12 protein-coding genes are annotated in these 25,650 nt (G+C 56.4%); 4 read left to right on the top strand and 8 right to left on the bottom strand.

Annotation, left to right across the window (positions count from 1 at the left end; all coding sequences use genetic code 11):
* The first annotated feature begins 117 nt into the window (after positions 1-117).
* The 3 genes from AC0V60_RS09060 to AC0V60_RS09070 all read left to right on the top strand — a co-directional run bounded on the left by AC0V60_RS09060 (position 118) and on the right by AC0V60_RS09070 (position 1,846).
* Positions 118-291: a hypothetical protein gene (locus tag AC0V60_RS09060; protein ID WP_486178150.1), complete on the top strand. Its 174-nt coding sequence runs from the start codon at positions 118-120 to the stop codon at positions 289-291.
* Between the two features lie 285 nt (positions 292-576).
* Positions 577-1,275, top strand: a complete 699-nt coding sequence (locus AC0V60_RS09065) for a response regulator transcription factor (RefSeq protein ID WP_486178151.1) — start codon at positions 577-579, stop codon at positions 1,273-1,275.
* Positions 1,276-1,324: 49 nt separating this feature from the next.
* Positions 1,325-1,846 (top strand): hypothetical protein, encoded by a 522-nt coding sequence (locus tag AC0V60_RS09070; RefSeq protein ID WP_486178152.1) that lies wholly within the window; start codon positions 1,325-1,327, stop codon positions 1,844-1,846.
* A 12-nt stretch (positions 1,847-1,858) separates the two neighbouring features.
* Here the strand turns inward: AC0V60_RS09070 and AC0V60_RS09075 are convergent, their stop codons facing one another.
* The 4 genes from AC0V60_RS09075 to AC0V60_RS09090 all read right to left on the bottom strand — a co-directional run bounded on the left by AC0V60_RS09075 (position 1,859) and on the right by AC0V60_RS09090 (position 7,996).
* The gene (locus AC0V60_RS09075; protein WP_486178153.1) at positions 1,859-4,063 is read right to left on the bottom strand and encodes a CHASE2 domain-containing protein; all 2,205 of its coding nucleotides are present in this window, start codon (positions 4,061-4,063) and stop codon (positions 1,859-1,861) included.
* Between the two features lie 9 nt (positions 4,064-4,072).
* Positions 4,073-5,419, bottom strand: coding sequence for a FecR domain-containing protein (locus tag AC0V60_RS09080; protein ID WP_486178154.1), 1,347 nt, complete (start codon positions 5,417-5,419; stop codon positions 4,073-4,075).
* 148 nt (positions 5,420-5,567) lie between these two features.
* Positions 5,568-6,611, bottom strand: a complete 1,044-nt coding sequence (locus AC0V60_RS09085) for a hypothetical protein (protein ID WP_486178155.1) — start codon at positions 6,609-6,611, stop codon at positions 5,568-5,570.
* 2 nt (positions 6,612-6,613) lie between these two features.
* Positions 6,614-7,996 (bottom strand): vanadium-dependent haloperoxidase, encoded by a 1,383-nt coding sequence (locus AC0V60_RS09090; protein WP_486178156.1) that lies wholly within the window; start codon positions 7,994-7,996, stop codon positions 6,614-6,616.
* Positions 7,997-8,178: 182 nt separating this feature from the next.
* Here AC0V60_RS09090 and AC0V60_RS09095 point away from each other — a divergent pair, with 182 nt between their 5' ends.
* Positions 8,179-9,003: an SDR family oxidoreductase gene (locus tag AC0V60_RS09095; RefSeq protein ID WP_486178157.1), complete on the top strand. Its 825-nt coding sequence runs from the start codon at positions 8,179-8,181 to the stop codon at positions 9,001-9,003.
* 231 nt (positions 9,004-9,234) lie between these two features.
* Here AC0V60_RS09095 and AC0V60_RS09100 read toward each other — a convergent pair whose 3' ends face one another.
* The 4 genes from AC0V60_RS09100 to AC0V60_RS09115 all read right to left on the bottom strand — a co-directional run bounded on the left by AC0V60_RS09100 (position 9,235) and on the right by AC0V60_RS09115 (position 25,269).
* Positions 9,235-19,416, bottom strand: a complete 10,182-nt coding sequence (locus tag AC0V60_RS09100; protein ID WP_486178158.1) for a hypothetical protein — start codon at positions 19,414-19,416, stop codon at positions 9,235-9,237.
* A 74-nt stretch (positions 19,417-19,490) separates the two neighbouring features.
* Entirely contained in the window at positions 19,491-20,315 is an 825-nt protein-coding gene (locus AC0V60_RS09105; RefSeq protein ID WP_486178159.1) for a hypothetical protein, read from the bottom strand.
* Between the two features lie 17 nt (positions 20,316-20,332).
* The gene (locus AC0V60_RS09110) at positions 20,333-22,141 is read right to left on the bottom strand and encodes a ShlB/FhaC/HecB family hemolysin secretion/activation protein (protein ID WP_486178160.1); all 1,809 of its coding nucleotides are present in this window, start codon (positions 22,139-22,141) and stop codon (positions 20,333-20,335) included.
* The gene (locus tag AC0V60_RS09115) at positions 22,141-25,269 is read right to left on the bottom strand and encodes a CHAT domain-containing protein (RefSeq protein ID WP_486178161.1); all 3,129 of its coding nucleotides are present in this window, start codon (positions 25,267-25,269) and stop codon (positions 22,141-22,143) included. The genes AC0V60_RS09110 and AC0V60_RS09115 overlap by 1 nt, the downstream gene beginning before the upstream one ends.
* Between the last annotated feature and the right edge of the window lie 381 nt (positions 25,270-25,650).

The raw sequence follows: 25,650 nt of genomic DNA on the forward strand, positions 1-25,650 counted from the left end.
CCTGCATAAACACGCTGCAATTTTACAATTTTCAGGAGTTTACACTCACGCGCTTGGTTTATCGCTATAGGCCCTTTTAACGAAGAAAAGGAGGAACAAAGCGATATGGATCGCCGAGTGGATGACACTACACCGGACACAAGCACACTTTGGCTTGCCATCGGTTTAGGCGGCTTCTCGGTTTTCGCCTCGTTCTTTCTTGCGATTTACTGCTCGGCCGGCGGCATCACTGAACAGAGCGCCGCAATCGAAGTCAATGGCTTTGAAACGGTTGAGAACGCTGCCGACTAAAGAGCAGCAGCGGTAATCTTCGACGTGCGGCTAGGCCCTTCGGGTATTTAGCACACAAGTGCCAAGCCAATCGTTTGAGGCGAGCTCCATCCTAACCCCCCGGAGCTCGCCTCATCCTTTTTTAGCACCACCAGTACACATGTGCTGGCCGGTAAAAAGATGTAATTTGTGAGCTATAAGTGACTGCACTCACTGGATTGATTGCTCAGCGAATGTAACATGCAGTTGTAACAAGCCGTTCATGTTACAAGCTTCCAATGAGACGGCGACCACACGGAGATACCCATGCGAATTGCCCTTGCAGATGATGATCGTGATATCCGCGAACAGGTTATGGCGCTAGTCAAGAAGGCAGGGCATATCGTCGATGACTTCACCAATGGTCTTGACGTCCAAAAGGCATTGCAGCGCGATACCTTTGACGTGGTATTGCTCGATTGGAATATGCCGGGGCAAACAGGGTTCGAAGTCCTCAATTGGGCGCGCGAGAACCTTGAATCGGCCCCGCCCTTCATTTTGCTGACCAGCCGCCAGGACAAGAGCGATATTGTCGCAGGGCTTGAGGCGGGCGCTGTGGACTATATCGTCAAACCCGAAAGCGACGAGGTTATTCGCGCCCGCATCGAAGCAGCTGCACGGCGCACAGCGGTCAAAGAAACTCGTGAGACCGCCGAATATGGTCCGTTCGAGGTCAATTACAGCGCACGCAGCATATCGCGCAGCGGAGAGGCCATCACTCTCACCGCTAAGGAATATGATCTGGCGGTGCTCTTATTCGAAAACATCGACCGTCCGCTTTCTCGCAGTTACCTGTTCAGCCGGGTGTGGGGCGGAAATATCGACGTCGAAACCCGCACAATCGACATGCATATATCACGGCTGCGCTCAAAACTGGGGCTGACACCTGAATCAGGCCTTGTGATCAGGACCGTTTTTGGCTTTGGTTATCGGATGGATCACTTTGAGGTCGAAGCACTGACCTAAATCAGTGCGCGTCGGCCTATCGTTGGTCCCCTGATGGGAGCAGGTCGACATGCAACTCTTTGGAATGCAGAGCACCACTATCATAGGTGCGTTCGCGGTGATGACGGTATCCCTGTCCGCTTGCGCGGTGGGTTCGCCAGCCTCGATCACATCATCCCGCTCCGACTCCAGATACGTGACAAGTGTGGAATTGCTGCGCGAAGCTGATGAAGCCGAGCTTCGTTCGCGATTTGCAGAAGAGCTGCTCGATGCTCTTGAGGCACGCGAGATCTCTTCAGAAACCGGTGCAAGCTTTGTCGCTGACTTTGCCGTGTCTGAGCGTTCAGCACAGGTCGCTTTACAGCCAATCCGCGAGGACGGGGAGGATACCGAGGTCGCAGCTGAGACGTTGTCTTCGAGCATTTTCGACAAATGCAAGCCCAACCGGGTCAGCGCAAGCCTTGTGGTCTATTCGCGCGAAACGGGCGAAGTGCAGGCAAAATCTTCTGGAGAATTTCTCGCCTGTCCAGATGACCTTGAACAGCTCAGCGATCTTGCCCGGCTTTTGGTACAGCGCACATTTCGCAAGTGATCAAAAATGCGCTCATCCTGTGGGAAGAGTAATTACGAAACGGGTTCCCTCGCGCTCGCCTGAGTGCACTTCAATCTTGCCTTCATGCAGATCAACAACCTGCTTCACATATGCCAATCCCAGCCCAGAACTGGGGCCAGCGCTGGTGTCGCGCGCACCAAACCGGGCAAAGGGGTCTTCGCGCCTTTCAGGCGAAAGACCGGGCCCCCGGTCCGCAACGCTCAGCACACAGGTCCCCAACGCTTCGGCCTGCAATCCGAGCTCAACCGCAGAGCCTTTTGGTGAGAATTTCACCGCATTGCTGATCAGATTGTCAAGCATTCGGGCAACAGCAAAGGCGTCCACACGCGCAAATATCGGTTCCTCGCCCGGCTCAAACTCAACCTTAACCCGTTTTTTATGCGCAAGCGGAAAGGCCCGGTCCGCTGCCTCTTGAAGCACAGAGCTCATCTCAGTTTCCTCGCGCTCCAGCCCCTCATTTGCGATCCGCGCAATCTGCACAAAATCTTCCGTCAGTTTGAGAGTGCGGCGCGCCTGATCCTCAATCCGGGTGAAGCGCTCTGGTGTCTCAAGGACCCCATCACCCTGCTTGGCAAGGCTGATGATCGCAACCTGAGGAGAACGCATATCATGGCTCAGAAACTCAAGCGTCTCGCGCCGTTGCCGTTCTGCTTCCTTGATCTCTGTTACCTCGCGCAAGGACAAAACCTTGCTTCCCACATCCGGGTCAAGATCCGCAGACGCCAGCCAGAACGTGCGTCCATCGCCGAGGGTAAGCTCATCGCGCGGCTCATTGAGAACGCCATGGGTGCGGTCAAGAAGATCGGTGAGATGGGCCCCTTGGACATCGCTGATCGGGCCAAAGAGATCCTGAGCGGTGAAGTTGCCAATTGAAACCGCGCCCTCACCATCCGTCACCAACATGGCATCAGGCGAGGCGTTAATCACATCTTGGATGAGAGTGAGATTGCCTGAAACACCCTTGGTAAGGCGCCGAAGCAAGGCGACCTGCTGAGCAACAATGTCAAAACCCTCACTGGCCTCGCTCCCCGTGACACTGGCAAGTTCGCGCAAATTGGCAGCCTCGTTTTCAAGAAAGCGGCTAACCGATGACAGGCGCCGCCAGCCCCACAAGGGATAAGCGATCACAATAGCGACCAGCGCCCCGCTCACCGGGAGCCAGATGTTGAACCATGCAAGAAGCAGGAAGGCACACGCAAACAGTCCGGTTACGAGCGCTAAGGCGGTGATCAGAGACGCGCGGGGGGTGAGCCTCCAGAACCCTGCAAACAACAACAGTATCGCTGCGATCTGAACGGCGACTGTCGCCGTGTCGCTGGCTCGCTCGATCAAATCATCGGTGAGGATCGCATTTGCAAGGTGCCCCTGAATTTCCACTCCGGGGAGAATACCTCCGGTGTGAGCGGGCGTCGAATACCGATCACCAAGGCCAGGTGCAGACGCTCCGACAAAAACGATGGCGTCCTTGAAATATTCGGAGGGCGCACTTCCATCCAGAACCATTGCCGCTGAAAACGACGTAATTTTCCCATTTTCCCCGTACCGGATGATCGCGCTCGGCGGCACGCTATCACCGCCCGGTTCGATTTGCTCGGCAACCTCTAGTGCATAAGTAACGAGATGCGGATAGACCTCGCCTTCAATCTCTTTGAACAATTCAAACCGGCGCGCTACCCCGTCTTCATCTGCGGTAAGGCGGACATGGCCTAACCGCCGAGCTGTATCGCGCACAGGGGCAATCGGATCGACCGCAACGTCAACAAAGCTCGCGTCCAGTTTCTGCTCAAAGCTATGCGGCAATACAACCTTGCCGCTGTTTCTTATCGCCTCGCCAAGCGCTGCATCACTCAAAGGGGCAGTGGGCTCCAAAAACAGCACATCATACGCAATCACGCGCGGACCAAAGGCGGAAAGCTGATTAATGAGTTCGGCATGTCTTTGCCTGTCCCATGGCCATGCACCGACCGCATCAAGGGCCGAGTCGTCAATCTCAACGAGGATGATAGAATAATCGGTCGTAGGCGCATTGATCTCCCCCTCAAGATCAAGGAGGTAAAGGTCAAACCGCTCGAAAGATCCGCGTTGATGGCTCAGCAATACGATAGCCAACATCGCAGCAAACAGCACGATCCACTCAACAATAAGCCTGGATTTCAGGGGTTTGGACGAATGATCTGTGACTGATTGGCTGGGCAAACCTTTGGCCTATTCGCTCACAGAAAGGTCGCGCGGTTCGCTCCAGACTTTGATAACTTCGCCCTCGTCGATGATAGAGGTGGCAACCCGCCAGCTGTAGGTGCCGAGAGGAAGATCGCTGATGTACACTCCTGTGGTCTCAAGCCCGACTTCGTCGATGATAGGCGAACTGGGGTTATCTTTGCTCCAAAGCTGAAAGGCGGAGTAGCTAATCCCGCTGCCCTCGGGGCGCCAGGCGAATTTGTATGCGTCCGCAAAGGGGGCTGGTTCCGCCCCGACATTGCTCCCTACGCGTTTGCGCCGAAAAGACGCGTCTTCGCTTTGCCAAAACCCTTCAAGCCCGTTTTGCGCAATCGCGCGGCTGCGAACTGAATAGCGCCCATCGGGAACGTCTTTGAAAGCGATGTTCAATTGAGGCGAAACCAGCTCGTCCACCACCTCGGTAAAGGTCACATCGGTTGCGATCTGGGTGCGATAGTTCACTGCTCCGGATAGCGGTGCAATGGCAAACTCGACCAACTCGCCGGTTTGAAGCCCATTGCGGTCCGATAAACTGGGAGCAAGCAGCAGGTCTTCTGGCTGCCCAAGTCCGCTGGTGTCGCTCGCAAGGCCCTGCCCCGCTGGCGCTGCGAGAGAAGCGCCGCCTGCTGATATATTGACCAGCCCTTCAGTCACCTCGGTTAAGGCGACCGCTTTTTCCGCATCGTAGCCAACCCGAAACTCTGTCCCGCGAACCGCAGTCACCGCAAGCGGTGTACCGGTGCGAAACCGCTCTCCCTCGCGCAGTTTTGGCGCAGTGATCTCCCCGCGTCCTCGCAGCACCCGAAGGTCCACATCAAGCGCATTGTTGATCCGGTATCGCTTCGCGCGCCTTATCTGGACGCTTGAATTGGAGGGAAGCGAAAGGGCCGTTCTGCCTTCGCCAGCAAGCGAGATGAAGGAGCGCGCGCCAGTTGAAATGATTGCGTTTTGACGGATCCGTTGGCCCGTTTGGGGGGTGCGCGTTCTTCCCCCTTGCTCGATCCGAACATTGCCTTTGAACGATACCACTTCGAGCGGCACCGGATCCCATTTGAGCAGCGAACGCGGGACAGTGATAATCTCTCCAACCGGAATACCCCGGTCGTTCGAGATACCATTGAGCCGCTGAACCCGAAGCGCTGCATCCCTCGAAACAAAAAAGTCGCGCGCGAGACCGAACAAGGTGTCGCCTGCTTCAAAGGTGTATTCTACCGCGTCTTCGCGTCCGGATTGTGTTTGTCCGGATTGTGCCTGTGCGGAGCCCGCCGTAAAGACGCTGCCGACAACACCAACCGCAAGACCAGCTGCCAGAATTTTCCCGATATTATTGACCATGATAGGCTTCCCGCCGATTTTTAGTCCCCTGTCCGGACTAGCTTTAGCGCACTTCTTGAAACAAACCAAAACGATGGACGCAAGTTTTGGCGAACTTTTACAAATTTTTGCCTGGTCGCATCCCCTTAAGCCGGGACATCTTGTCTCGTCAGAAGCTGTAGCGCGCCGATGCCACCGCAGATACCTGCTCGGTTTCCACGATCTGCACACCGTCGGACGTGATCCGTGCATCTTCGGCATTGACGCCAAGGTTGAGGGAGAACCCGCGTGCGATATCATAGCCTGCGCCCAGACTAGCGGCATATTCGGATTGCCCGTCAGCCTGTCCGTAGTGCAGTTCGCCAGAAAGCCTTAGTCCGCCGAGCTGAGTTTGCGCGCCTCCGGATACAAACCATCTGTCAAAGTCTGAAATAGGACCGTCAATGATCTCATAGCCCGCGCCCAGATCGTAAATGGTGCTGCCGTAGACCATCTCGGCGACAGCGCCTGCGCTAAGGGTGTCAAAATCGGTCGTTTGATTAACTGAGGTGAAAGAAGCGCGCCGCAAACGGCCCGAAAAGCGCAAATCGCGCTGACGGATAGGACGCTGGAACAGCGCTCCAACTTCGAAGTCGCCGTTTTCGTCGACAGCCACGCCAATCTGACTTGCTCCGAACCGGCCGACATACGCCCCGCCCAAGCGGGACAATTGGCCGTAGAAATCGTCAAATGCGAGGAAGCCATTGCCCACACCGCGCTGACGGCGCGTTAGTTCACGGACCTGATTGGCGGTGTTGCCCCCAATCAACGTACCGAAGCTTGTCCGCACAAACCCTGCGACATTGTCGTTGTAATCATCCAGGCCCAGCGGACCGCCAAGGAACAGGCTGCCAGGATCCGTTGAGTATTGACCAAAATAGGTGACACCCACTTCCCAACGGTTTGCCAATTGTGTCTCAGCCGAAACTTGGACGTTGCCGACAAACTCAACCTCAATCGTGGGCTGATCGCCGCCGGTGACTTCATTGTTCTCCGCCAGAACCGGAATATCGGCAACACCGGTCACCTCAAAGGTAATACCGCCAAGCTCATAAGCGATGGGCTCTTCCAATGACGACAGCCGGTCGTAATTGAGATTGACCACCTGCGCCTGAGCCGAGCTTGCGATCAAGGCGAATACTCCTGCGCCAGAAAGAAGAAGCGTGCGTTTCATTATCACGTTAATCGCGGGAACATGGTTTCAAAGGCCTGCCGTGCAATCAGATTGCCCGCATTATCAGCAGCGGTGTGATCAGACATCCAATGGACCCCGCCATAAATGCGGCTCATCCCGTTTTCCCAGCGCGCTTGATCAAGGCTTGTGAAATAGCGTTTTTTGCCCGTTAGCGTCGGCCACAGCACCTGATCAGGCGATTCGTGGCTGAAACGGACCTCATCTGTGCCAATGATCAGCTTGGTCATCTCAATCCCGGCAGCGCCAAAGGTCGAGTGGCCTGAGGTGTAGGCGGGAAAGTTGGGTGTGGGGATATAGCTTTCCCATTTGCGGTCCTGTCGAACCCGCTCATCCGCGGCTGCAAATTTTCCGGCTCGCAGACAAATCGCTGTTTCCGGGCGCAGGATATCGTGGTGATATTTGCTGTCCCATGCCTGGATCGAGGCATCGGCCTGCGTTGCCCCGAGAAGGGCAAAATTACGCGCCATATCGAGGAAATCGAAGCCCCGGTCTTGCATGACCTGAAGCGCGATATAAAGGAAATGTCCCGGAGGGGTGATGCCCCACGGACCATCTTCCCAGAACAAGGCAATCTCAGATTGATCCTCTGTGCGAGAGCGGCTGTCCTTGCCGCCAAGCTCGCGCACTTGAGCAAATTCTTCGGCAAATCCAGGGCTGCGCACATCGGGAAAATCTTCGACTCGGAATTGGTCTGATCGGGTCATGGTCCAAGGCGTGATCTTGCCGTGGCCGGGGAAAAGCCCGCGTTCATAAGCGCCCACAGTAGGGCCCGGACGCGCTGCATATGCGGGGCCGGTCGGCGTCCATTTCAGCACATCTTTGCGGCGAGGATAGCGGCCATGATAAAAGTTGACGCTGTGCGGTTCAGAGCCGTCGCCTGTGCGCATTTTGTTAATCGCAATGCCAACCTTGCGGCCCCACTCGATCCCAAGCGACTTGGCCTCGCTATCAGCGAATTTGTCTTTAAAGGCGCGGCGCTCCCACAAAAAGGGTTGGCCAAAACACTGCGAGGCAGCCGTTGCGAAAGCAACGCCATAAGCGACCTCAGGATGCGCACCTGTTGGTGCCCAGCCCAGTCCATACTGGTCTGCATATCGGCGCAAAACGCCATTGGCCGCAACAAAGCCAGCAACCATGGGCGCTGCGAAATTATACGCTGCACGAGGCGGCGCGACCCGCTGATCGCGGACCTGCTGCATTAATACATCAACCCAATGATAGACTGTGTTAAAGTTCTTTGGGTGGACGATATTCGTCAGATAGCTCGAACGTGAGCCGAATTGTGCGGTCGAACAGCCGGAAACGCCGGCTGCACCTGCGGTTGCCAGGCTGGCTGCAAGAAAGCTTCTGCGTGAAAAGTTCATAACTCGTGCCACAATGAAAACGACGTTTGCGGCGGCCCTAAAGTGGTTAGGTGACTTTATGGTAAATTTGCCCCTCGCCAGTTACAAAGCGGCGCACTGTGGGGGCTCCTGCAAGAAAAGGGCGGGAACCAAGCCGGGCTGGCGACCATTTGCCTTATGTCATCCAAATCGAAAGAAAATCTATGAGCGAGCACGTCAAAGAGCATCAAGGAAAGACCGTCTTTATCACTGGCGGGACGAGCGGGATCAATCTGGGCATCGCCAAAGGTTTCGCGCGCGAGGGAGCCAAGGTCGCCGTCATTGGACGCGACCCGGACCGCGCCGCCAACGCTGAGGCTGAGATCAAGGCCGAATGCACCGCAGGCGGCGATGCAATGGGCTTTTCATGCGATGTTCGCGACTATGAAGCGGTTGAAGCGGCGCTTAAGAAAGTTTCGCAGGCCTATGGCTCGATTGACGTCCTCGTCGCTGGCGCGGCAGGCAATTTCTACGCGCCGCTTTTAGGGATGAGCCCCAACGCATTTAAAACTGTGGTCGATATTGACCTGTTTGGCACCTTTAACGCGTTCAGAGCGAGCTATCCCTACATCACCAAACCCGGTGCATCTTTGATCGCCATCTCCGCAGGGCAAGCCGAGCGAGCAGGCGCAATGCAGGCTCATGCCTGCGCAGCCAAAGCGGGCGTCAACCAACTCACGAAAGTGTGCGCGGTCGAATGGGGCCCTGCAGGCGTGCGTGCCAACATCATTTCGCCAGGAGGGATTGCCGACACCGTGGGAGTCCAATTCCTGAGCAAGGACCCGGAGGAATTCGATCAGGCCATCAACCGAATTCCGGCCAAGCGCCTCGGCACGGTCGATGAGATCGCTGATGCGGCAAAGTTCCTAAGCTCGGATGCGGCGCGTTATATCAACGGGCAAGTGATCTATGTGGACGGCGGGCTTTATGCGGGTGATGCCAGTACCGATTGCCTTAACCCGCCTCCCAGAAATAAGGCTGCGAAATGAGGGCCGAACACGTAGGCTTATAGCTCGCCGCCTTGGCGAATTTATTACCCCATCGCCCCTTGCTAAGCGGCAGGAGTGTGCTTTCCTCGCCCCATTCCTTTCAATCGCGATTTCCCATCAAAAACCGCGCGCGCGATCGGCCGGACTTCAATCCCTGAACAGTGTGCCACGGCCGCCAAACGGCCCATTTATCGAAAGAAACTTGGAGAACGGGGGAGGAAAGGAGCTCAGCTAAGAGCGACAATCCTCATCCTCTTCACACGTTTCGCTGTCGTCGACCCAAAGGTCCTCATTACCAGCGCCCGTGACCGGATCGTCGATGAGAGGATCATCGTTGAACTCTGAATCGGGCGACAGCTCGATCAGACCTCCTTGCAGCGGACCTCCCGAACGTACGTCAGGCGGTGAGAGGCCATCGTCGATCAAATCGCGCGTCTCCACTTCTGACGCATCCGAAGTCAGCTCCTGCGAAGAAGGCGGCGCTGCTGTTGGTGGTGATGGCGGCGCTGTTGTTGGTGGCGGCGGTGTTACCCCGGTCTGGCCGCAAGACGCTGGATCAGCGATGATACAACCGTTGATTGTGGAGCTTACCGCAGGCGTGCTGCCAATCGCGGTCACTGAAATGGCTGCGATCCCGGTTTCACCGCCAACGATGCCGTTGATGGCAATGGGTTGATCGGTCGAACCACCTGTCGAGATAGATAGCGAGTTCACTTCAAACCCGCGGCGTTCATCAAAGTCAGTCCCGCTAGCGGTGTTCTGGATGAACACTTCGCTGGCTGTGGTCTGAATGGTCAAATCGTTCGCCCGGATGACACCATCGGTGCGAACGACCCCATCGTTATCGGCAAGCCGCAAATCAATCTCAGCGACGCTAAGCCCGTCAATATCTAGGAAGGCCTGATCGGTGACGGCAAGGAAGTCCGTAGCAAAGACCGACAAGTCGCCGGCAAGACCATTGTCCACATCAAGCACAAAGATCCCGCCATTGGCCGTGTCGATCCTGACGAGATTGGCCGCATCAAACGAGACAGGGGTAGCGGCAAGAGCGCCGGTCACACTGACGTTGCCCAGCACCTCGATATCACCTTCAGCATTGAAGCCAAGGGTACTGGATTGCCCAAAGTTCTGGCCAAAGCTGCTAAACCCGTCCCCAGCGGTGAAGTTGGCTGTATCCAACAAGAGAAGCGCGTCAAACCCGCTCCCATCAGAGCGTGCTGTGAAGTTCAGACTGCCCCCCGAGGTGATCTGTGCAAGCTCGGCATTGTCGATTTGGTAAGCGTTATTGGGGTCGTTCGCCCCGCCCACAACCATATCGCCAATTGTCTCAAACCCGATAAAGAATGTGCGGTCTGCAGTCCCGATGATGCTGTCACTGCCAAGGGCAACATCACCCGAAACGATACTGATCGCCTCGCCAATGGCTGTCCCATTGATAGCGTCGAAAGTGCCGCCTGCGTCCACCTCGAGGAATGTCCCGGCATCGGCGGAACCTTCAATCGTAACGCTGTTTCCAGCAGAAAGGCTGATATTGTTGCCAGATGCATCATTGACAACGAGCTCGCTGCTGACGCTGCTCAAGTTCACATCCTGGCTTGCCTGCGCGAGGAGTGCGACCAAAGTCCCGTCGGCGGTGACATTGATGTCTCCATCTTCTGCAATCGCCTGTGTGTTGAGGCTTGTGCTTGAGGTGACATCAATCGCAGCCCCAGTGGCAACCAGAAGCCCGTCAATGACCGCGTCGTCGACTGTCACCGGGCCGCCGAATGCACGAAGGTTTGCATCGGGCGCTGTAAGAGCGCCAAGGTCAATTTCGCCGGGCTGTGCAATGGCCACCGGTCCGCCAGCGCTTCCGCCTGCGCCGCCGCCGTCGGAACCCGCAACCACATCAACCTGAGCACCGCCAGAAAGAGAGTTGCCGCGCACGAAGGTCTGCGCAGCGAGATTGACCGTTGTGCCTGCACCAAGCGTGTCAAATTCGATCTCAGACGCGCCGATATCGGCAAAGGTTTCTGCGCTTGACGTGCCAAGGTTTGCCGCATCCTCAACCGATATTAAGATACCGCCGCCTGTGACAATGTTTGCAGTGATGCCAGCATCGCCTTGGGCGCTAAAGTTGCCTGCCGCTTCTACCGCGCCAAGGGCGATTTCATCGGCTGCGTCAATCTCAACATCTCCGCCAGCAAGCGTGTCAGCGATCGTCACGCCGCCCGCGGTAGCGGTGACGTCGACATCGCCGCCTGCATCAATCGAACTGATGGTGACGAGGCTACCGGTGATAGAGGTGTCGCCGCCGCTGATCGCGCCTTCCAAGTTTGGCGAACCGGCTGCGGTGATGGTGATGTCGGTTGCGGCATTGACCACACCAAAGCTTGCATCACCCGTCGTCGCATCCGCAGTCACAGAGCCAAGCGATGTAACATCGCCAATTGCGATATCAAACGCGTCCAGCATCACATCGCCGTCGCTCGTAATGTCGCCCGGACCAAAATTGGTTGCAATCGAGCCATTGCTTGCATCAAGCACGATCGCATTTTGCGCAGTAAGGCTGGCGAACAAAATATTCGAGCCACTGTCGAGGGAGATGTCCTGTGATGTGACATTGCCAACGGCGATAAAGCCAGCGCTGACAGACACTTGGTCGCCTGCATCAATATCACGGACGTCCACACCGCCAGCATCAATCGAGGCGGTACTGCCAGCAGAAATGCCTCCACCAGTGACCAGGCCAGACGCGCCGATTGCAACGTCGCTCCCGCCAAGGAAGCCATAGTCAACGTTTGCACCGTCGAGGGAGATAAATCCGCTGACGTCCGCAAGATCAAGCGATACGTCGCCGCCTGCTACAAGACTGATGTCGGAAGGCGATGAGGCCTCACCGATGGAAATGTTGCCATCAGCTGACAGGTCGATACTGCTTTGGCCTTGGCTAAACACCCCTGCGACAAAATCGCCTGCTACGGAATAGGAACCCGTCGAGCTGCCCACATCGTCGACCAATGTGAGGTCGCCCAATGTATCAATGCCGCCGACAATAATGGAATTTCCAACGGTGACGCCAATATCATTGCCGCTGGTGAGGAGCCCGCTGCCAAGCAGGCTGCCAGCAGCAGTGATGAGGATCTGATCAGCACCAATATCGGCATCACGCAAATCAACATCTCCGGTCAGGCTTTCAGCCGAGAATGTACCGGTTGCATTAATTTCAGTGTTGATCCCGTCTGTGCCCATGACGATGTCATTGCGGGTCTGAATAGAGATATCGGTCGCCGAAATCTCAGCTTGCTCGATAATCAGTTGGATCGCATCATTATTGCTATCAAGTCCGATCTCTATGATGTTGTCGGCGTCCATATTGCCAAGGCAGATAACCCCTTGAAGGCAAAGGCCGCTAAGCAAACCGTCATCATCGCCAAGAGCGACACCAGCATCGGGCGCATCAAACACGTCAGCTTTGATCGACCCTGCGATAAGGGTGCTGTCGAGCCCCTCAATCGCATCGGCTTCAAGGATGATCGCCGCATCATTGGCGTTGACCGTCCCGTCGAGCACTATCGAGGCAAATTCGCTTGCCGGAAGCGAAGCAAGATCATCTCTGATCGCGCCTGCTAGCAGCTCCACGTTAGGTCCGCCTGAGAACGGCGTTGCCGCGTTAATGGCATCGGTCGGATTATTGGCTGCCGAAATCTCAGCACCAGTCTCAAGAATAATATCATCGCCGGTAAGGACAATAAGAGCGTTGTCTGCGGCGGTTTCCGATCCAGCGGCAAAGACAGCATTGCGCCCTGCAGTGATGGAAATGTCTTCAAATCCTGTGACGGTTCCTGTGATCGTCGCATCTGCTCCGGGATTGAAGAATGGTGTGCTGCCCCCCGGACTAAGGTTGCCTGCTTCGATAATAATGCCGCTGGCGTTTGCACCGCCCGGTCCTGAGTTCTCTGCATCATTTAGCGTAACATCGCCGCCAGCGGTCAGGAGAATGGCCTGCGCTGCCCGCAGATCGTTTGCGGAGATGTCATCAGAAGTGTTGATCGAAATCTGGCCAAGCGTTCTCAGAATGGAGCCTTCACCTGATTCAAACGAGCGGCCCAGATTGATGCCTATACCGATGCCTGCATCAAGCGAAATCGTATCGGCAGTGTTGCCAGTATGGGTGACGAACATGTTGCCAAGCGACGCGTTGAAGTTGGCTGAGCCCGCCACCAGCAATTGCTGCATCCCATCAAAGGCGAGCGTGATGTCACCATCGAGCGCGTTCACGGACAGATTGCCGCCAACATCACCGCCGTCAAGGCCAACTGATGCGCCCGTAAGCGTCACATCGCCGCCGCTGGTCACGCTGTCGAGCAGCGGGCTGCCTGTGGCCGTGATGTTGATGGTCGTGCCCGCATTGAGCGCGCCAAAGCTTGCATCACCATCGCTTGCATCAGCTGTGATTGCCCCTGCGCTCAAGATATCGCCCATGTCGATATCTTCAGCGGTCAGGTCCACATCGCCGCCGCTATCAATATCGCCTTCGCCTGGCGTGGTTGCGCCGATTGTACCATTGGCGGCGACAAGCGAAATTGCAGCCGGCGAAATGAGCCCATTGAAACGCAAATCCGCGCCGCTGGTGAGCGAGATGATGCCTGCCTCCAACGTGCCAATCGCGATGCTACCAGCTGCGTCGAAGGTGGCTGTGTTGCCGACCGTGATTGATCCAAGACCGGTGATATCACCCATGGTCGAGGTAACATTCAAGCTGCGCGTGAGAGTGCCGCTGTCGAGATTGACCGAAGAGCCGTTCACATTCGAGTTGAAATTGGCAACCAGATTACCAATGGAAACTGCTCCAGGCGCGTCGACCGAGACAGCCTGGTTGGTCGATTGAACAAGTCCAACATCGACCGAAGCGGCATCAATCGTCACAACACTGTTCGCGCCTTGTCCCAAGAAGTCACCGCCGGTCAGTGCCCCTACGATGTTGAGATCGAGCAGGCCATTGGCGGTCCCGCTTTCGATACTCGCATCGCCGTCAACATTGACCGTAAGACCGGGGCTTGTCGTGCCTGAAAAAAGGTTCCCCGCCGTCAGATTGCCGCCGACGTTCAAAGAGCCTGTCAGGCCTGCGTTCATATCGCCAATGATGAGATCGCCGGCAGTCGTCACAGCGGCGGTCGATGAGGTAGTGATACCGGCAATATTGCCGCCCGCTCCCGAAGTGATCGTTGCGATACCTTGCGCAACCGTGACTTGGCCGGTGGTTATATCCCCTGTGTCCGTCGTGAGGGCGATACTGCCAGATGAAGTTACGGCCGCATCGCCAACATCAATCGAACCAGACGCGTCGAAGTCGATAGAAGCGACCGCGCTCAAATCTCCGCCAGCAATGTCGGCCGCTTGGACTGTAAGACCGCGGTTTGAAGTGACATTCCCTATATCAGCCGTTTGATTTGCTGTGATGAACACATCACCGAAACCACCCGTTGTGGTGACGCTGTCCGCAGTGAAGTTCGTAGTCGCAAGACCGCTGAAACTGCCCGCTACAGCGGTGCCCACATCAATGGCGCCCGCAGAAACCAAGTCGAGGCTGCTTGCGGCCGTAGCATTGCCCAGTATGAGATCACCTACGGTTGTCGTGAGGTCGACGATACCGCTCGCATCAAGAGTGGTTATGCCAATCGAGCCGCCCTCGGCAATGACCTGACCAATCCCGAAACCAGCGCGCGAGGTATCGACATCATCCACATTGACCGCGCCGCCTGCATTGAACTCTATCCGCTCAATCCCGTCGGCGGTGCCGCCCGAGATATCGCCGTCCGCATCAACGTCGATAAAGCCGTCAGTATCAGCGATCAACGTACCAAAAGTCACATCCTCGGTCGCATCAAGCCGGATAGCATCGACAACGCTTGACCCGGTTATCGTACCATCCGCTGTGCCGGTGATGGAACCATCGGTGGCGATCAGAGTGACGTCGCTCGGCGTGGTGATCGAATTGTATGCGATCTCCTCTGCGATGATCGTCACTGCCGAACCTGCGACGATATCGCCAAGCGAAGAGCTGTCGAAAATACCCTCTGTCACATTGGCGATAAAGGCCGTGCCCACATCCACTGCGCTTACTCCAGCAGCAGGATCAATATGGCTGATCGTTATGCTCTGTGTTGCGTCCAGCGTGGTGGTATTGACCGGATTTGCGCCCGGATTGACAAGCAGCTGGCCGTCATTGCGCATCGCGATCACGATATCGCCTGTGACATCAAGGTCGAGGCTCTCATTGACGGTGATTGGGCCGCTATCTGAGGAGATCGAGATAAGGCCTGTATTGGTGCCCGCATCGCCGGTCGCATCGACCGTCAGACTATCGAAAGCGATCAGCCCATCAATCGACGGCGACATATCGCTAATGGTGACAGTGCCCCCTGAACTTGCGAGTTGGAAGATGCCCCCGCCGCCTGTGCCAGTGGCAACAATGTTCACGTTGCCTAGGTTGATGATGCCCGGGCTACCCTCAATCACCTCAATGGTGGGGCTGCCTCCAACCCCGGAACCGCCAGCGGCCGGGATGGTATCAGTCGGACTGGACACAACTTGACCCGGATCGCCGCCGCTTCCGCCCTGACCGACTGCTACCAAATCGACATCGCCGATATTTATTGTGGCGCCAACCGCGCGCAGCGTCGGAGAGCCGCCTATGCCCGTGCCGCCGACGCCGCCGCTGCCGACAAACTCGTTGGCCGTTGCAAAACCGCCCATACCGCCAGCGCCGCCTGTGCCGGTGCTTGACAGAAGAAACGGATCAGAGGTTGCCGCTGTGATTGTGACCTCGCCGCCAGTTGCCGCAAGTATCCCGACAACCCCTCCGGTCGCCTGACCGCCAACGCCGCCGTCACCTGCCGGAAGACCAGCGATCTGATCTTCACCATTGCCGCCTGCACCACCGGAACTGTCTGCGTTGAGCGTGAAGTCGGCTGCGCTGATTGTAATGAGAGCCTCGTCCTCGACCGCAATCGTTGCCGATCCGCCTGCTGCATTGCCGCCTGCGCCGCCGTTTCCGCTTGGGTCTAAGTCATTCTCACTGAGAGAGCCGGTGCCGCCTGCAGCGCCGACCGCACCAGCAATAATCGAAACGCTGGAGTCCGCCTCAAAACTGCCGCCAACACCCGTGACGAGCAAGCGCGCATCGCCACCTGTCGCATCGCCGCCATTGCCGCCATCAGTGACCTGACTATCGCTGACGGCACCAGGAAGTCCGCCTGTCGCAGTTGAATCAATAGTCAGCGCTTCGAAGACCACACTCACGTTATTGATTGCAAGCTCCGCAGAGCCGCCGATGCCGTTACCGCCTTCGCCTGCGAAACCGCCGTCACCTCCAGCGCCCCCTATGCCTTGCGAAAGCACCGAATAGGTCTTGGGCGTCGTATCAGACTGATTGAGCGAGATCAGCGCGCTGCCACCTGTACCGTCTCCGGCATCGCCGCCTGGGCCCTGTGCAGGCAAGCTGGTAAAGCCGCCAGAACTGGTTCCACCCTCACCGCCGCGCCCGCTGGAATTTACGGTAAGCGTGCCGAAGGTAAGGTTCCCGGCCACATCGTTGAAGACTGCGGTGCCGCCAACAGCATTACCGCCTGCTCCGCCGCCTAAATCGGGATCGGCCGACGAATCTGCCCGACTAAGGCCTCCATCGCCGCCAAATGCCTCTGTCGAAACAACGACGGCAACTGCGTCCACGGTGGCGTTACCATTTAGGTTGAAAGTTGCATTGCCCCCAGCCGCATTGCCGCCATCCCCGCCAACAGAACCAAGTGATTGACCGCCCTCACCGCCAAGATTGCCGCTGTTAGATGACGAATTTGCAGCCGCTGAGACAGTGAGCGTATCTGTGACCGTAAGGGTTCCGGATACGGCGTTGAATGTAGCAGAGCCGCCAATTGCATCGCCCCCGTTTCCTGCGTTGGTGGTGACGGTATTGCCGTTAAAGAACCTGCCGGGAATGCCGCCTATCGCACCCGACCCGCCTTCACCTTCCGCTTCAACGTTGAGATTTACGACTGTCGCATTCCCGCCATTAAGGTTGAAGACAACCTCACCTCCGACCGCGTCGCCGCCCTCACCGGTGTTCTGAAATCCATTAGTGGCATCGACGCTACCATTAGCAAACTCACCGCCCGGACCGCCAAAACCGCTGGATGATACGTTGATGTCTTCAGCCGTGAGCGTTCCGCCAAGCACGTTAAACACAGTCAAGCCGCCAGAGCCCAGACTGCCATCGCCGTCAAAATTGGTCTGAGGCACTTCGCCATCGAATACAAATGTGCCGTCTGTACCAGCGAACAAATCTTCGAATGTTAGGCTTCCATTGTCGCCTTGCACGGTGATGGTGATAGTTCCGCCGACACCCTGCCCCCCTTGATCTTGTGCGCCCGAACCAGGGGATGCAAAGCCATTGGCATCAATAAAAAGGAAATTGTCAAAAGCGATGACGCCATTGTCAGCAAGCACGGTCACACTGCCGCCAAGACCAGTCCCTGAATTGGGGTTATCCGGGTCTGGAATGCCTATGCCATCAGCGTCGATGAGACTAAAGTCAGACACGTTGATGGAGCCGCCATTGGTAGCGGTAATCGCAATATCGCCGCCTCGGAAACGATCACTTGAATTGCCGGGTCCAAACGCTTCGTTGCCAGCATTCGCATCAAAGATGAAATTGTCAGCGAGCAGCTGGCCATTGTCGGCCGAAACGCTGATACCACCCGCTTGCGTCAAATCGCCCGGTGCGCCTGTTTCGGCGCTTGTATCGATCGTTAGGTCGTCGCCGAGCGTCAAACCAGCACCTGTGTTGAAGCCGGTATCAGAAACGCTAACGGAAACCGTATCGCCAGATGGTGCGGATACCGCGCCCCGAGTGATGGCGGCAACACTGATCGATTCAGCTACGCTGACCCCTGTATCAGAGCCGAAGATATCAATGGTTGCACTGCCGCGTTGGACGGCGCCGGTAAACCCATCACCAAGACCATCGAAAGAGGCCGCAGCTTCAGCTGACACGTCGACGGACACAAACCCAAAGGTGTAGAAACCAGATGAGAGCTCAAATGTGAGATTGCCGCCTGTTGCATCATTGGACTGAGCAATCGCGTCATCTGTGCCAGCAGTGGCGTTGGCTCTCGCAAAAACAGACAGCGAACCAAGTTCCGCACCGCCGCCATCAAACACTACTGAAACATCGCCTGCAATAGAATCGCTACCCTGACCGTTATCGCCGCCGGAGGTGCTTGTGCCTGCAACGTTGCCTGCGCTATTAATATTTAGACCGCCATCGACGGTCAGAGAACCTTCAGTGAGAGCAACCGAAACGGCGCCCCCTTGCGCAGAACCGCTGCGCACTTCGCCTTCGCCGCCATTGGCAAAAGTATTGATCGCAAAGCTTCCGCCAACGGAAAGCCCAGCAGACTGGCCAACAGAAACGCTGATATCGCCGCCTACACCGTCGCTGCCAATGCCTTGACCGCCGTTATTGCGAGTGTTGCCGATATCATCGAGACCCTGTCCGCTTGCATCAAGCGTCAGATTGTTACCAACGCTAAGAGTGCCGCCATCAGGTGAACTAAAGCCATCTTCGAAGTCGACGGAGAGGTTGATGTTGCCGCCAGTTCCTGCGCCGTCACTAGCTCTGACAGAAAGCGAACCGCTCACATCGATCAAACTAACCTGATCGACTGAGATATTGACCTCTTGGCCTGCGATAAGAGTGAGGTCAGCCTCGTTATTAGCGCTGCCGACGATTACGTCATTGTCGTCAAAGTTGCTGTCAGTGAACGCCCGTAGGTTGAGGCTTCCCTCGGCAAAAGCTGTTGTGTCGGATGTCAGGCTTAAATCAGTAAAGTTGATGTTTCCAGCAGGGCCGCCATCAACTGATGTGTCAACGGTGTTGAACGAAACCTCGACATTTTGGCCACTCACCCGCACCTCGCGTTCACCGCGTTCGACCCTATTGCCGGTTGTTAGGATGATATTGCCATTAACAATATCAGCTGAACTGGCTTGGGCGTAACCAATCTCACCGCCGAGCAGCATAGACAGCGCGTTATTTTTCGGTACTGCGACGAAATATATCGCCTGTTCGTCTGTGACGCCTGTGGATGAAGGACCGGTCGTGATGCCGCCGTGAATAATCCCCTCACCGTCTTCGGTCCCCACTTCAACAGAGATATCGAACAGGTTGTTCTGAATTGTCAAAGTGGCTTCTTCGGCAGCCACATAGGCAACGGAACCGTTTACATTGACCGTACCATTCTGAACGATACGCGGTGCAACCAAAGCTACATAGGAGTTGTTGTTATTCGCAGTAATCGAGGCTCCGCTTTGGATTTCAACCGCCGATGAAGGATTAGAGGTGCGTGTGAAGTCGATAGAGGATGCGCCGGCCACCACACTACTTTCGCTGACCTCACTGCTTGTCAGAAGCAGGCTTCCAATATTGAACGAGGCGTCGGAGCCAATGATCAGCCCCCGGGGCTCGAAAACCAGATGTTCCCGCCTGGCACCCCTCCACTGACGGTCGATGACACGGTTCCGTCGATAACAACGGGGCTGTCCACACCGGTCAGGAAGGTCGTAGTGATCCTATTGAGGACCGTGTAATCGCTCGCGTCCCCAGTGAACAAAAGATTATTGCCGGACCCCAAGAAGGTGATCGGAGACCCGTCTCCGATATCGAATGTCGCCCAGTCAATAATCGCTGAGCTACCGAGAATTTCGACTGTATCGCCTGCGACAGCCGGCGTGAAGCGCACCTGTGCATCATCGAACATCGCAGTCGCTCTGACCGAAATCCCGTCCGTACTCTCCGCAGCCTGAGCCGACGCGGTGGACGGCACGTTTGCAGTGGTCTTTGTCGCGCTAGGGGTTTGGGTGGTATTGAATAGCGGCGAGGAAGGCACCGCTGTCATTGCCACTGCCGTTGCCGTTGGAGCACTTGTTACATTTACCTGGTTCTGCTCAATTGGGGCTACGGCGTTGTGCATGATTGTAGGCGTATTGGCCGGTATGGCTAAAGCCTGCGTGTTGACCGTTTGTGTCGGAACACTTCGCGCATTCGAAATACGCACAGGAACATTCGGTTGATTTGGCACACGCAAATCTGCGGCATTTGCAGGCAGCAACACATTGGGTGAGGCCGCGCTATGGTTCAAAAGGCCCGGGCTCGATTGAGCAAGCGCAGGCGCTGTCCCTGCAACCAGGGCAGATGCCCCCGCGATGATTGAGCCGCTCCGAAGCCATTTCAGTCGTTTGTGGCTGCGATGGGTAGGATTTTGCGTGTTGATCATGTTTTTTTCCCTCTGGCTCATTTGAACCAGGGCTCCAATTGCACCGTAAGCGTCCCTAGAATTCGGACATCGCCCCTGCTCGTCGCCAGATCTGGCCTTTCAAGCGGAACGGCCGCAAACAGGTCGAACAGCGCTTGCCGGCCGATCGCCATTCGCACCCCGCCGCCAACCGATGTGATGCTGTCTGCATCGTCCGCGATATTGTTCACCGAAACAGTCGCATAATCGGCAAAAACAAACGGCTGCACCGCGATACCATCGGGTGTCTGAGGGATCACAGAGCCATAAAAAGCCTCAAGCTGGAAACCCACACCCTCATCGCCGATAATTGCGCCCGGATCATAACCGCGTCCGACCGTGAAGTTACCGCCCGAATACTGCTCATATCCAAGCAACGCATCGGGCGACCATTGGAAACGCGATCTTGCGGTGAGACCAAACAATGGCGTCGCTCTGTATGTGATGCGTGTGTCGCCGCGCACGGCAAACCCCGTCGCTTCGCCATCCAATCGGCTGGGCGGGACGACGCCAGGCGCAAGGCACGCGGCAAAGCCAACTCCGCATGATGGTGACGCCCCGAAAATATCGAGGCCCTGACGAACTTCCACCGCGGCTTGATAGGAGAGCTTCGGCTCAAACACGGTGTATCCACCGCGCCCATTGATGCTGCCCTCATCGCTGCCGTTCATATCCAGCCGCGCAAAAGCAACACGCAGCTCGTCCCGGCTGAAATCAAGGTCGGTGAAATCGACACTCTGGTTGATGAAATCACCGCCAACCGACAGCGTCAGATTTCTCTTTTGCGACCGGATAATCGGGTAACGCGCATAGGCGGAGACCGCCAGCGTATCGGTATCAAAAACATTCGGACCAGGCACATCCGGCTCAGACCATGCGCGGGTTGCGGAAAGGCCAAGTGTCAGCCCTTCAGAGCCGACTTTAAACTCATGATAGCCAGAGGCCACGATCTGCTCATCAAAATCGTGTGTCGCATAGGCGCTGAGCATGGTTTCATCGCCAAGGCCGGTAATGCCGTTCACCCGCACGCGCGCAAGACCGCCAAATCGACCAATCGCTTGAGAGCCGAAGTTTTGGACGTTCGCATCTATCAGCAAAGGTGTGTTCACGACGTCGAAAACACCCACAACATCGCCCGGCGCGCCGCCCTGCTCAGCCGTCAACGGTTGCAGCGTCAGGCGCACATCGAGCCCCGGTATATCGCGGGCGAGAAGAAGATATCTCTCCGCCTCATTGGCGTTAAAGACCTCCTGTGCAGACAATTTGTCGAGGACAGGCTGGAGAGCGCCTGACTGATTGCCAGCATCACCGCGCACCTGCACCGCTTTCATCCGGGCAAGAAGGACATCAAATCTGACCGTTCCTTCCCCGATAGTCTGGACCGGCACCTGCACCGCTGCAAGATACCCTTGAGCGCGCAGGATAGTCGCTGCACGGTCGCGGATATCGCAAATGGTGGCGACCGGTATTTCCTGACCCACATAATCGGAATAGGCAGGCCTAAGGATTTCTGGGTCGATAGGTCCAAGGTTCGAAAATTGCGGAGCGCTAAAGGTGAACTTAAGCTCTGAGAATTGCTCAGCTGCCAAAGGGCACGCAGCGCGCTCAATCTCACTTTCAATCGAAACCGGATTGGCTTCACCGCGCAATTGAGCCTCAAGCGTGCGGCGCTGGATCTCTTCACGGGTCGGAGCGATTTGCCCCTGCGCCGAAGCTGGGCTTGGAAGAAGACCCAGTAGCGCAAGCGCTGTAATCCCGGACAGGGAGCTGCGCGCAATCATGGCTTTCGAAACAATAGAAGTGATCATCACAAGGCTCCCCGTTCTTGCGCCATCGCAATGTCAGGGGCGCGGTCCTGTGATCCGGAGGTAAGGAGCGGCCTTGTCGCATCTCCGATGATTGCAAACGCTGACCAATAGAACGGGTGCGACGTCGCAGCCTCATCCATCAAAAGTTTGCGTGACTGCCCAAGAGCATTGCCAATCGTTTGGTTCTGACCGCGCTTGAACATTTCGATCATCAAACGCTCAGTGGAATCAAAATCATCGGGCACCGGCCAATGGCTGGCCATGACGGCGCGTCCGCCTGCACCGATAAACGCGCGCACAAGGCCTTCAAGTTCCGAGCCGCCGCCCGTTTCAATGCCCGCTGCCAAAGTGGCTTCAACGCTAGCAGCGCCAGCGGTGTCGCACGCCGATAGGATAATTAGATCAGCATCAAGGTTAAGCTCAAAAATCTCTTCAAAACTCAAAAGCCCATCAGAGGTTGCGCCGCCAAACGATGTGACCAGCGCAGGCTTTGCCGGGCAATTGGGGTTGGGCGCTGTGACAAGGCCGTGCGTTGCGAAATGCAGCACACGAAATTCATTCAAATCGCCGCGCGTTTTGATGCTGTCGTCGGTGAACCCCTCGTTCGTCACAACCTGAGCCAAGTCAGACCCGATAAGCCCTGCCGCCGTGCGGAGCTCGGTTGAACTAATCGGATCATTCCATTGGCTTGCAGGCCACAGACAGTCGCGCGCAAATTGCGCCTCGCTAGCTGTAAAGCTTGCTGGAAAGCTTGCGCCAATAGGCGCGTTTTCGCCGAAGCCGACATATTCTCGGCGCGCTTTTGAATTATTGGAACGGCGCGATTGGACGAATGCCTCGGCAGACACCGCAGTGCTGATTACCCGGTCACGGGCCAGCCAATTTACGCCAGTGAAATTATACTCATCGCCGTTCGGCCCCTGCAACTGGTCCTGATAGCGTTGTACAGAGACATCGTCTGTCACCAACACATCAATCGGCAAGCGCAACATCGCGCCATCGGGTTCAAAAATGATATGCTGCGCGCCTTCAAGCGAGCCTGCAATCGGCCCGAACAATTTCTTGTAAAGCTCGCGCGCGGTTGTGATTTCAAACGGGAAGGTTACGTTTTGCCCGCCGTCAAAGAGCGAGATGGATTCGCGAATGATATCGACTTGCGTTTCAAGCTCGTCCGCTGAGATGTCTACGCGGTAAGCCATGGCATTCTCGCGATCAGTGAAAAACACATAGACATCGTCGCTCACCAACGCGACGCGGGCGTATACCTCACCAGGTTTCAGGGTTTCCCGGAATTCGGAAAGTTTGAGAGATGATTGAGTGACCACCCGGTATTGCGGATAAGCGTTAAGCTGGACCTGTGTTTCGATCAGAGCGTTCTCAAGCCGCGATATCTGCGCAGACAGCTTGGTTGATCGCGCTTTGGTTTCGGCAGTTGCAGGCCGGGCTTCGAGCGCCTCAAACCTGATGCGCGAGCGCTCAAGTTCGCGGCCAAGATCGGTTGATTGACGGAAAAGCCGCGATGCTTCGTCGGACTTTGCGCTGAGCCTGCGCGCAAGCACGGCCTGCGTTTCGGCAACCCCTGGCCGGATCAGAACCTGAGTTGCCTTAAAGAAGTTATCAGCCGCGGCCGGATCGCTCGCAACACGGCTCGCCAAGAGTTCGTAATATGGGTTCAGCTGGTTCGCAAACCCGATAATTGCGTTACGCTTTCCAAGCGCGCGGTCAATCACTGTTTCGTAAAGATCAAAGGCTTCCTCTTCGCGGCTTTCGCGGAGCAGGAAAGAGGCAAGGCGCGCTTCGGACGCGCTCACAGCGCGGCGCTCCGGGAATTGGGCCCGAACCAGTGCCAAGCCATTGCGCAAATACGCCTCAGCGAAGGCCGAGTTACCTTGCCGCTCAGCGATGAGAGCAAGATCACCCAGTACCTGACTTCTGAACCGGGTGATTGACGTCACCCGCCCGTCGCGAACCGCCAATGCCTGTTCATAAGCCGTAATCAGGTCGACGCGCGCTGCATCTAGATCGCCAGCCAGACGCTTCGCAGTCCCGCGGATTTGCAAGGCCTGCGCATCAACAATCAGAATTCGCTCTTCGGTCGTTAGGCTGAGCTCATCGACAATGCCGAACAGATATCCACTGCGCTGCTCCCGGTTGAGCCGCTCAGAAATCGGCAGTGTTATCGACAGTTCACCTTGCGCCGTGCTCGCGCCCGCTGCGCTCGCCGGAAGTTCCTGGGACAAGCGCTCAATGGCCGCATCGCCGAACCCCTGATTGAGGAGATGGATTGCCTCAAAATTGCGCAAGAGGCGCGCTGTCAACGGATCATCGCCTCCAAATTCACGGGCCTGCTCAAACAAGCTGCTCGCGACCGAAAATTCGCCCAGATTGCTTTTTTGAAGCGCGCGATTGACAAAAAACTCGCCCGGATTGATCGCCGCATCGCCGTCATCCTGAAGCCGTTTTTGCAGCGTCTCAAAATACGCAGCCGCTTCGGCATAATCGCCGGCCAGATTGCGGCGATACCCCTCGGCGAGGGCTTGCTCAGGCTTAAGCGTATCGGCTTGCACTCTGGCAAATGACAGCGGGTCCGATACGCTGGTTGAGGCCACATCAATCGTGCCTTGCGCAACAGAATCGCGAAGCACCGATTGCAGCGCAAGGGTAGTCGCATCATCATATGCGCTGAAGCCCTCGGAGTAATAGGTCAGCCCATTGGCCTTGGTGGTAATCTGGCTCCAGTCAAGTTCGCTGCCTTCAACTTTGCATATCTGTTTTGTCGCACCGGCAACGGGTCCGGCCGAACTGGAATCGCCAGCAGGGCAGGAAACCCCAAACCGGCGCATGGATTTCACCGCACCGCGCGCCTCTGCATCAAAATTCTCAAAGGCAAAGACCTCGGCAATCGGGCGAGGACTGTCACGGCACACAATTGCCCAGCGCCGGTCAAAGATGGATTTCTTGGCAGAATTGGACAGGCTTCGATCTTGAACCTGACACAAAATGCCATTGCTATCACCGATCGGAAAACTGTCAGAGGTGAGAACCGATTGGCTCTGTACCGGCGCGCCTACAAGCGAGATGGCGAAAAGCGCACAGACAATTGAAATCTTAGTGGAAAAACGCCCCACATCTACCCCCTTTTGGCGCCACAATTACCCTCAACCCCCTCGCTGAAACATCAGCGAGAAAGCAAGACGCCTTAAATTTGCACGACCGCACCTTAGACACACGATTTGCGCGTCAATAGTAAGAACCCGACAGCCTTTTAGAGACTCGCCGTCCGCTTACTGATTACGCAGTCTAGACCCAAACGGGCCGAGATACGAATCTCGCATCCCGAGTGGTTCAATTGGGCACAACTGTAGGGGTAAGGCTGCAAGGCTTCAGTGACGCAAATCACTTTTTGCCAAATTCAAATTTGGTGCCCAGGCAGCATCAGAAAAAAGGCTCCGATAGCGCCGCGCGGTGCCACCGAAGCCTCTAAAGTGTTTTCACTAGGTCCAAAGACT

This window comes from Erythrobacter sp. S259 (assembly GCF_057364965.1).

Coding starts and splice junctions, on each gene's coding strand:
- AC0V60_RS09065 (WP_486178151.1), top strand. CDS start 577: ATGCGAATTGCCCTTGCAGATGATGATCGTGATATCCGCGAACAGGTT.
- AC0V60_RS09070 (WP_486178152.1), top strand. CDS start 1,325: ATGCAACTCTTTGGAATGCAGAGCACCACTATCATAGGTGCGTTCGCG.
- AC0V60_RS09080 (WP_486178154.1), bottom strand. CDS start 5,419: ATGGTCAATAATATCGGGAAAATTCTGGCAGCTGGTCTTGCGGTTGGT.
- AC0V60_RS09085 (WP_486178155.1), bottom strand. CDS start 6,611: ATGAAACGCACGCTTCTTCTTTCTGGCGCAGGAGTATTCGCCTTGATC.
- AC0V60_RS09090 (WP_486178156.1), bottom strand. CDS start 7,996: ATGAACTTTTCACGCAGAAGCTTTCTTGCAGCCAGCCTGGCAACCGCA.
- AC0V60_RS09095 (WP_486178157.1), top strand. CDS start 8,179: ATGAGCGAGCACGTCAAAGAGCATCAAGGAAAGACCGTCTTTATCACT.
- AC0V60_RS09105 (WP_486178159.1), bottom strand. CDS start 20,315: ATGATCAACACGCAAAATCCTACCCATCGCAGCCACAAACGACTGAAA.
- AC0V60_RS09110 (WP_486178160.1), bottom strand. CDS start 22,141: ATGATCACTTCTATTGTTTCGAAAGCCATGATTGCGCGCAGCTCCCTG.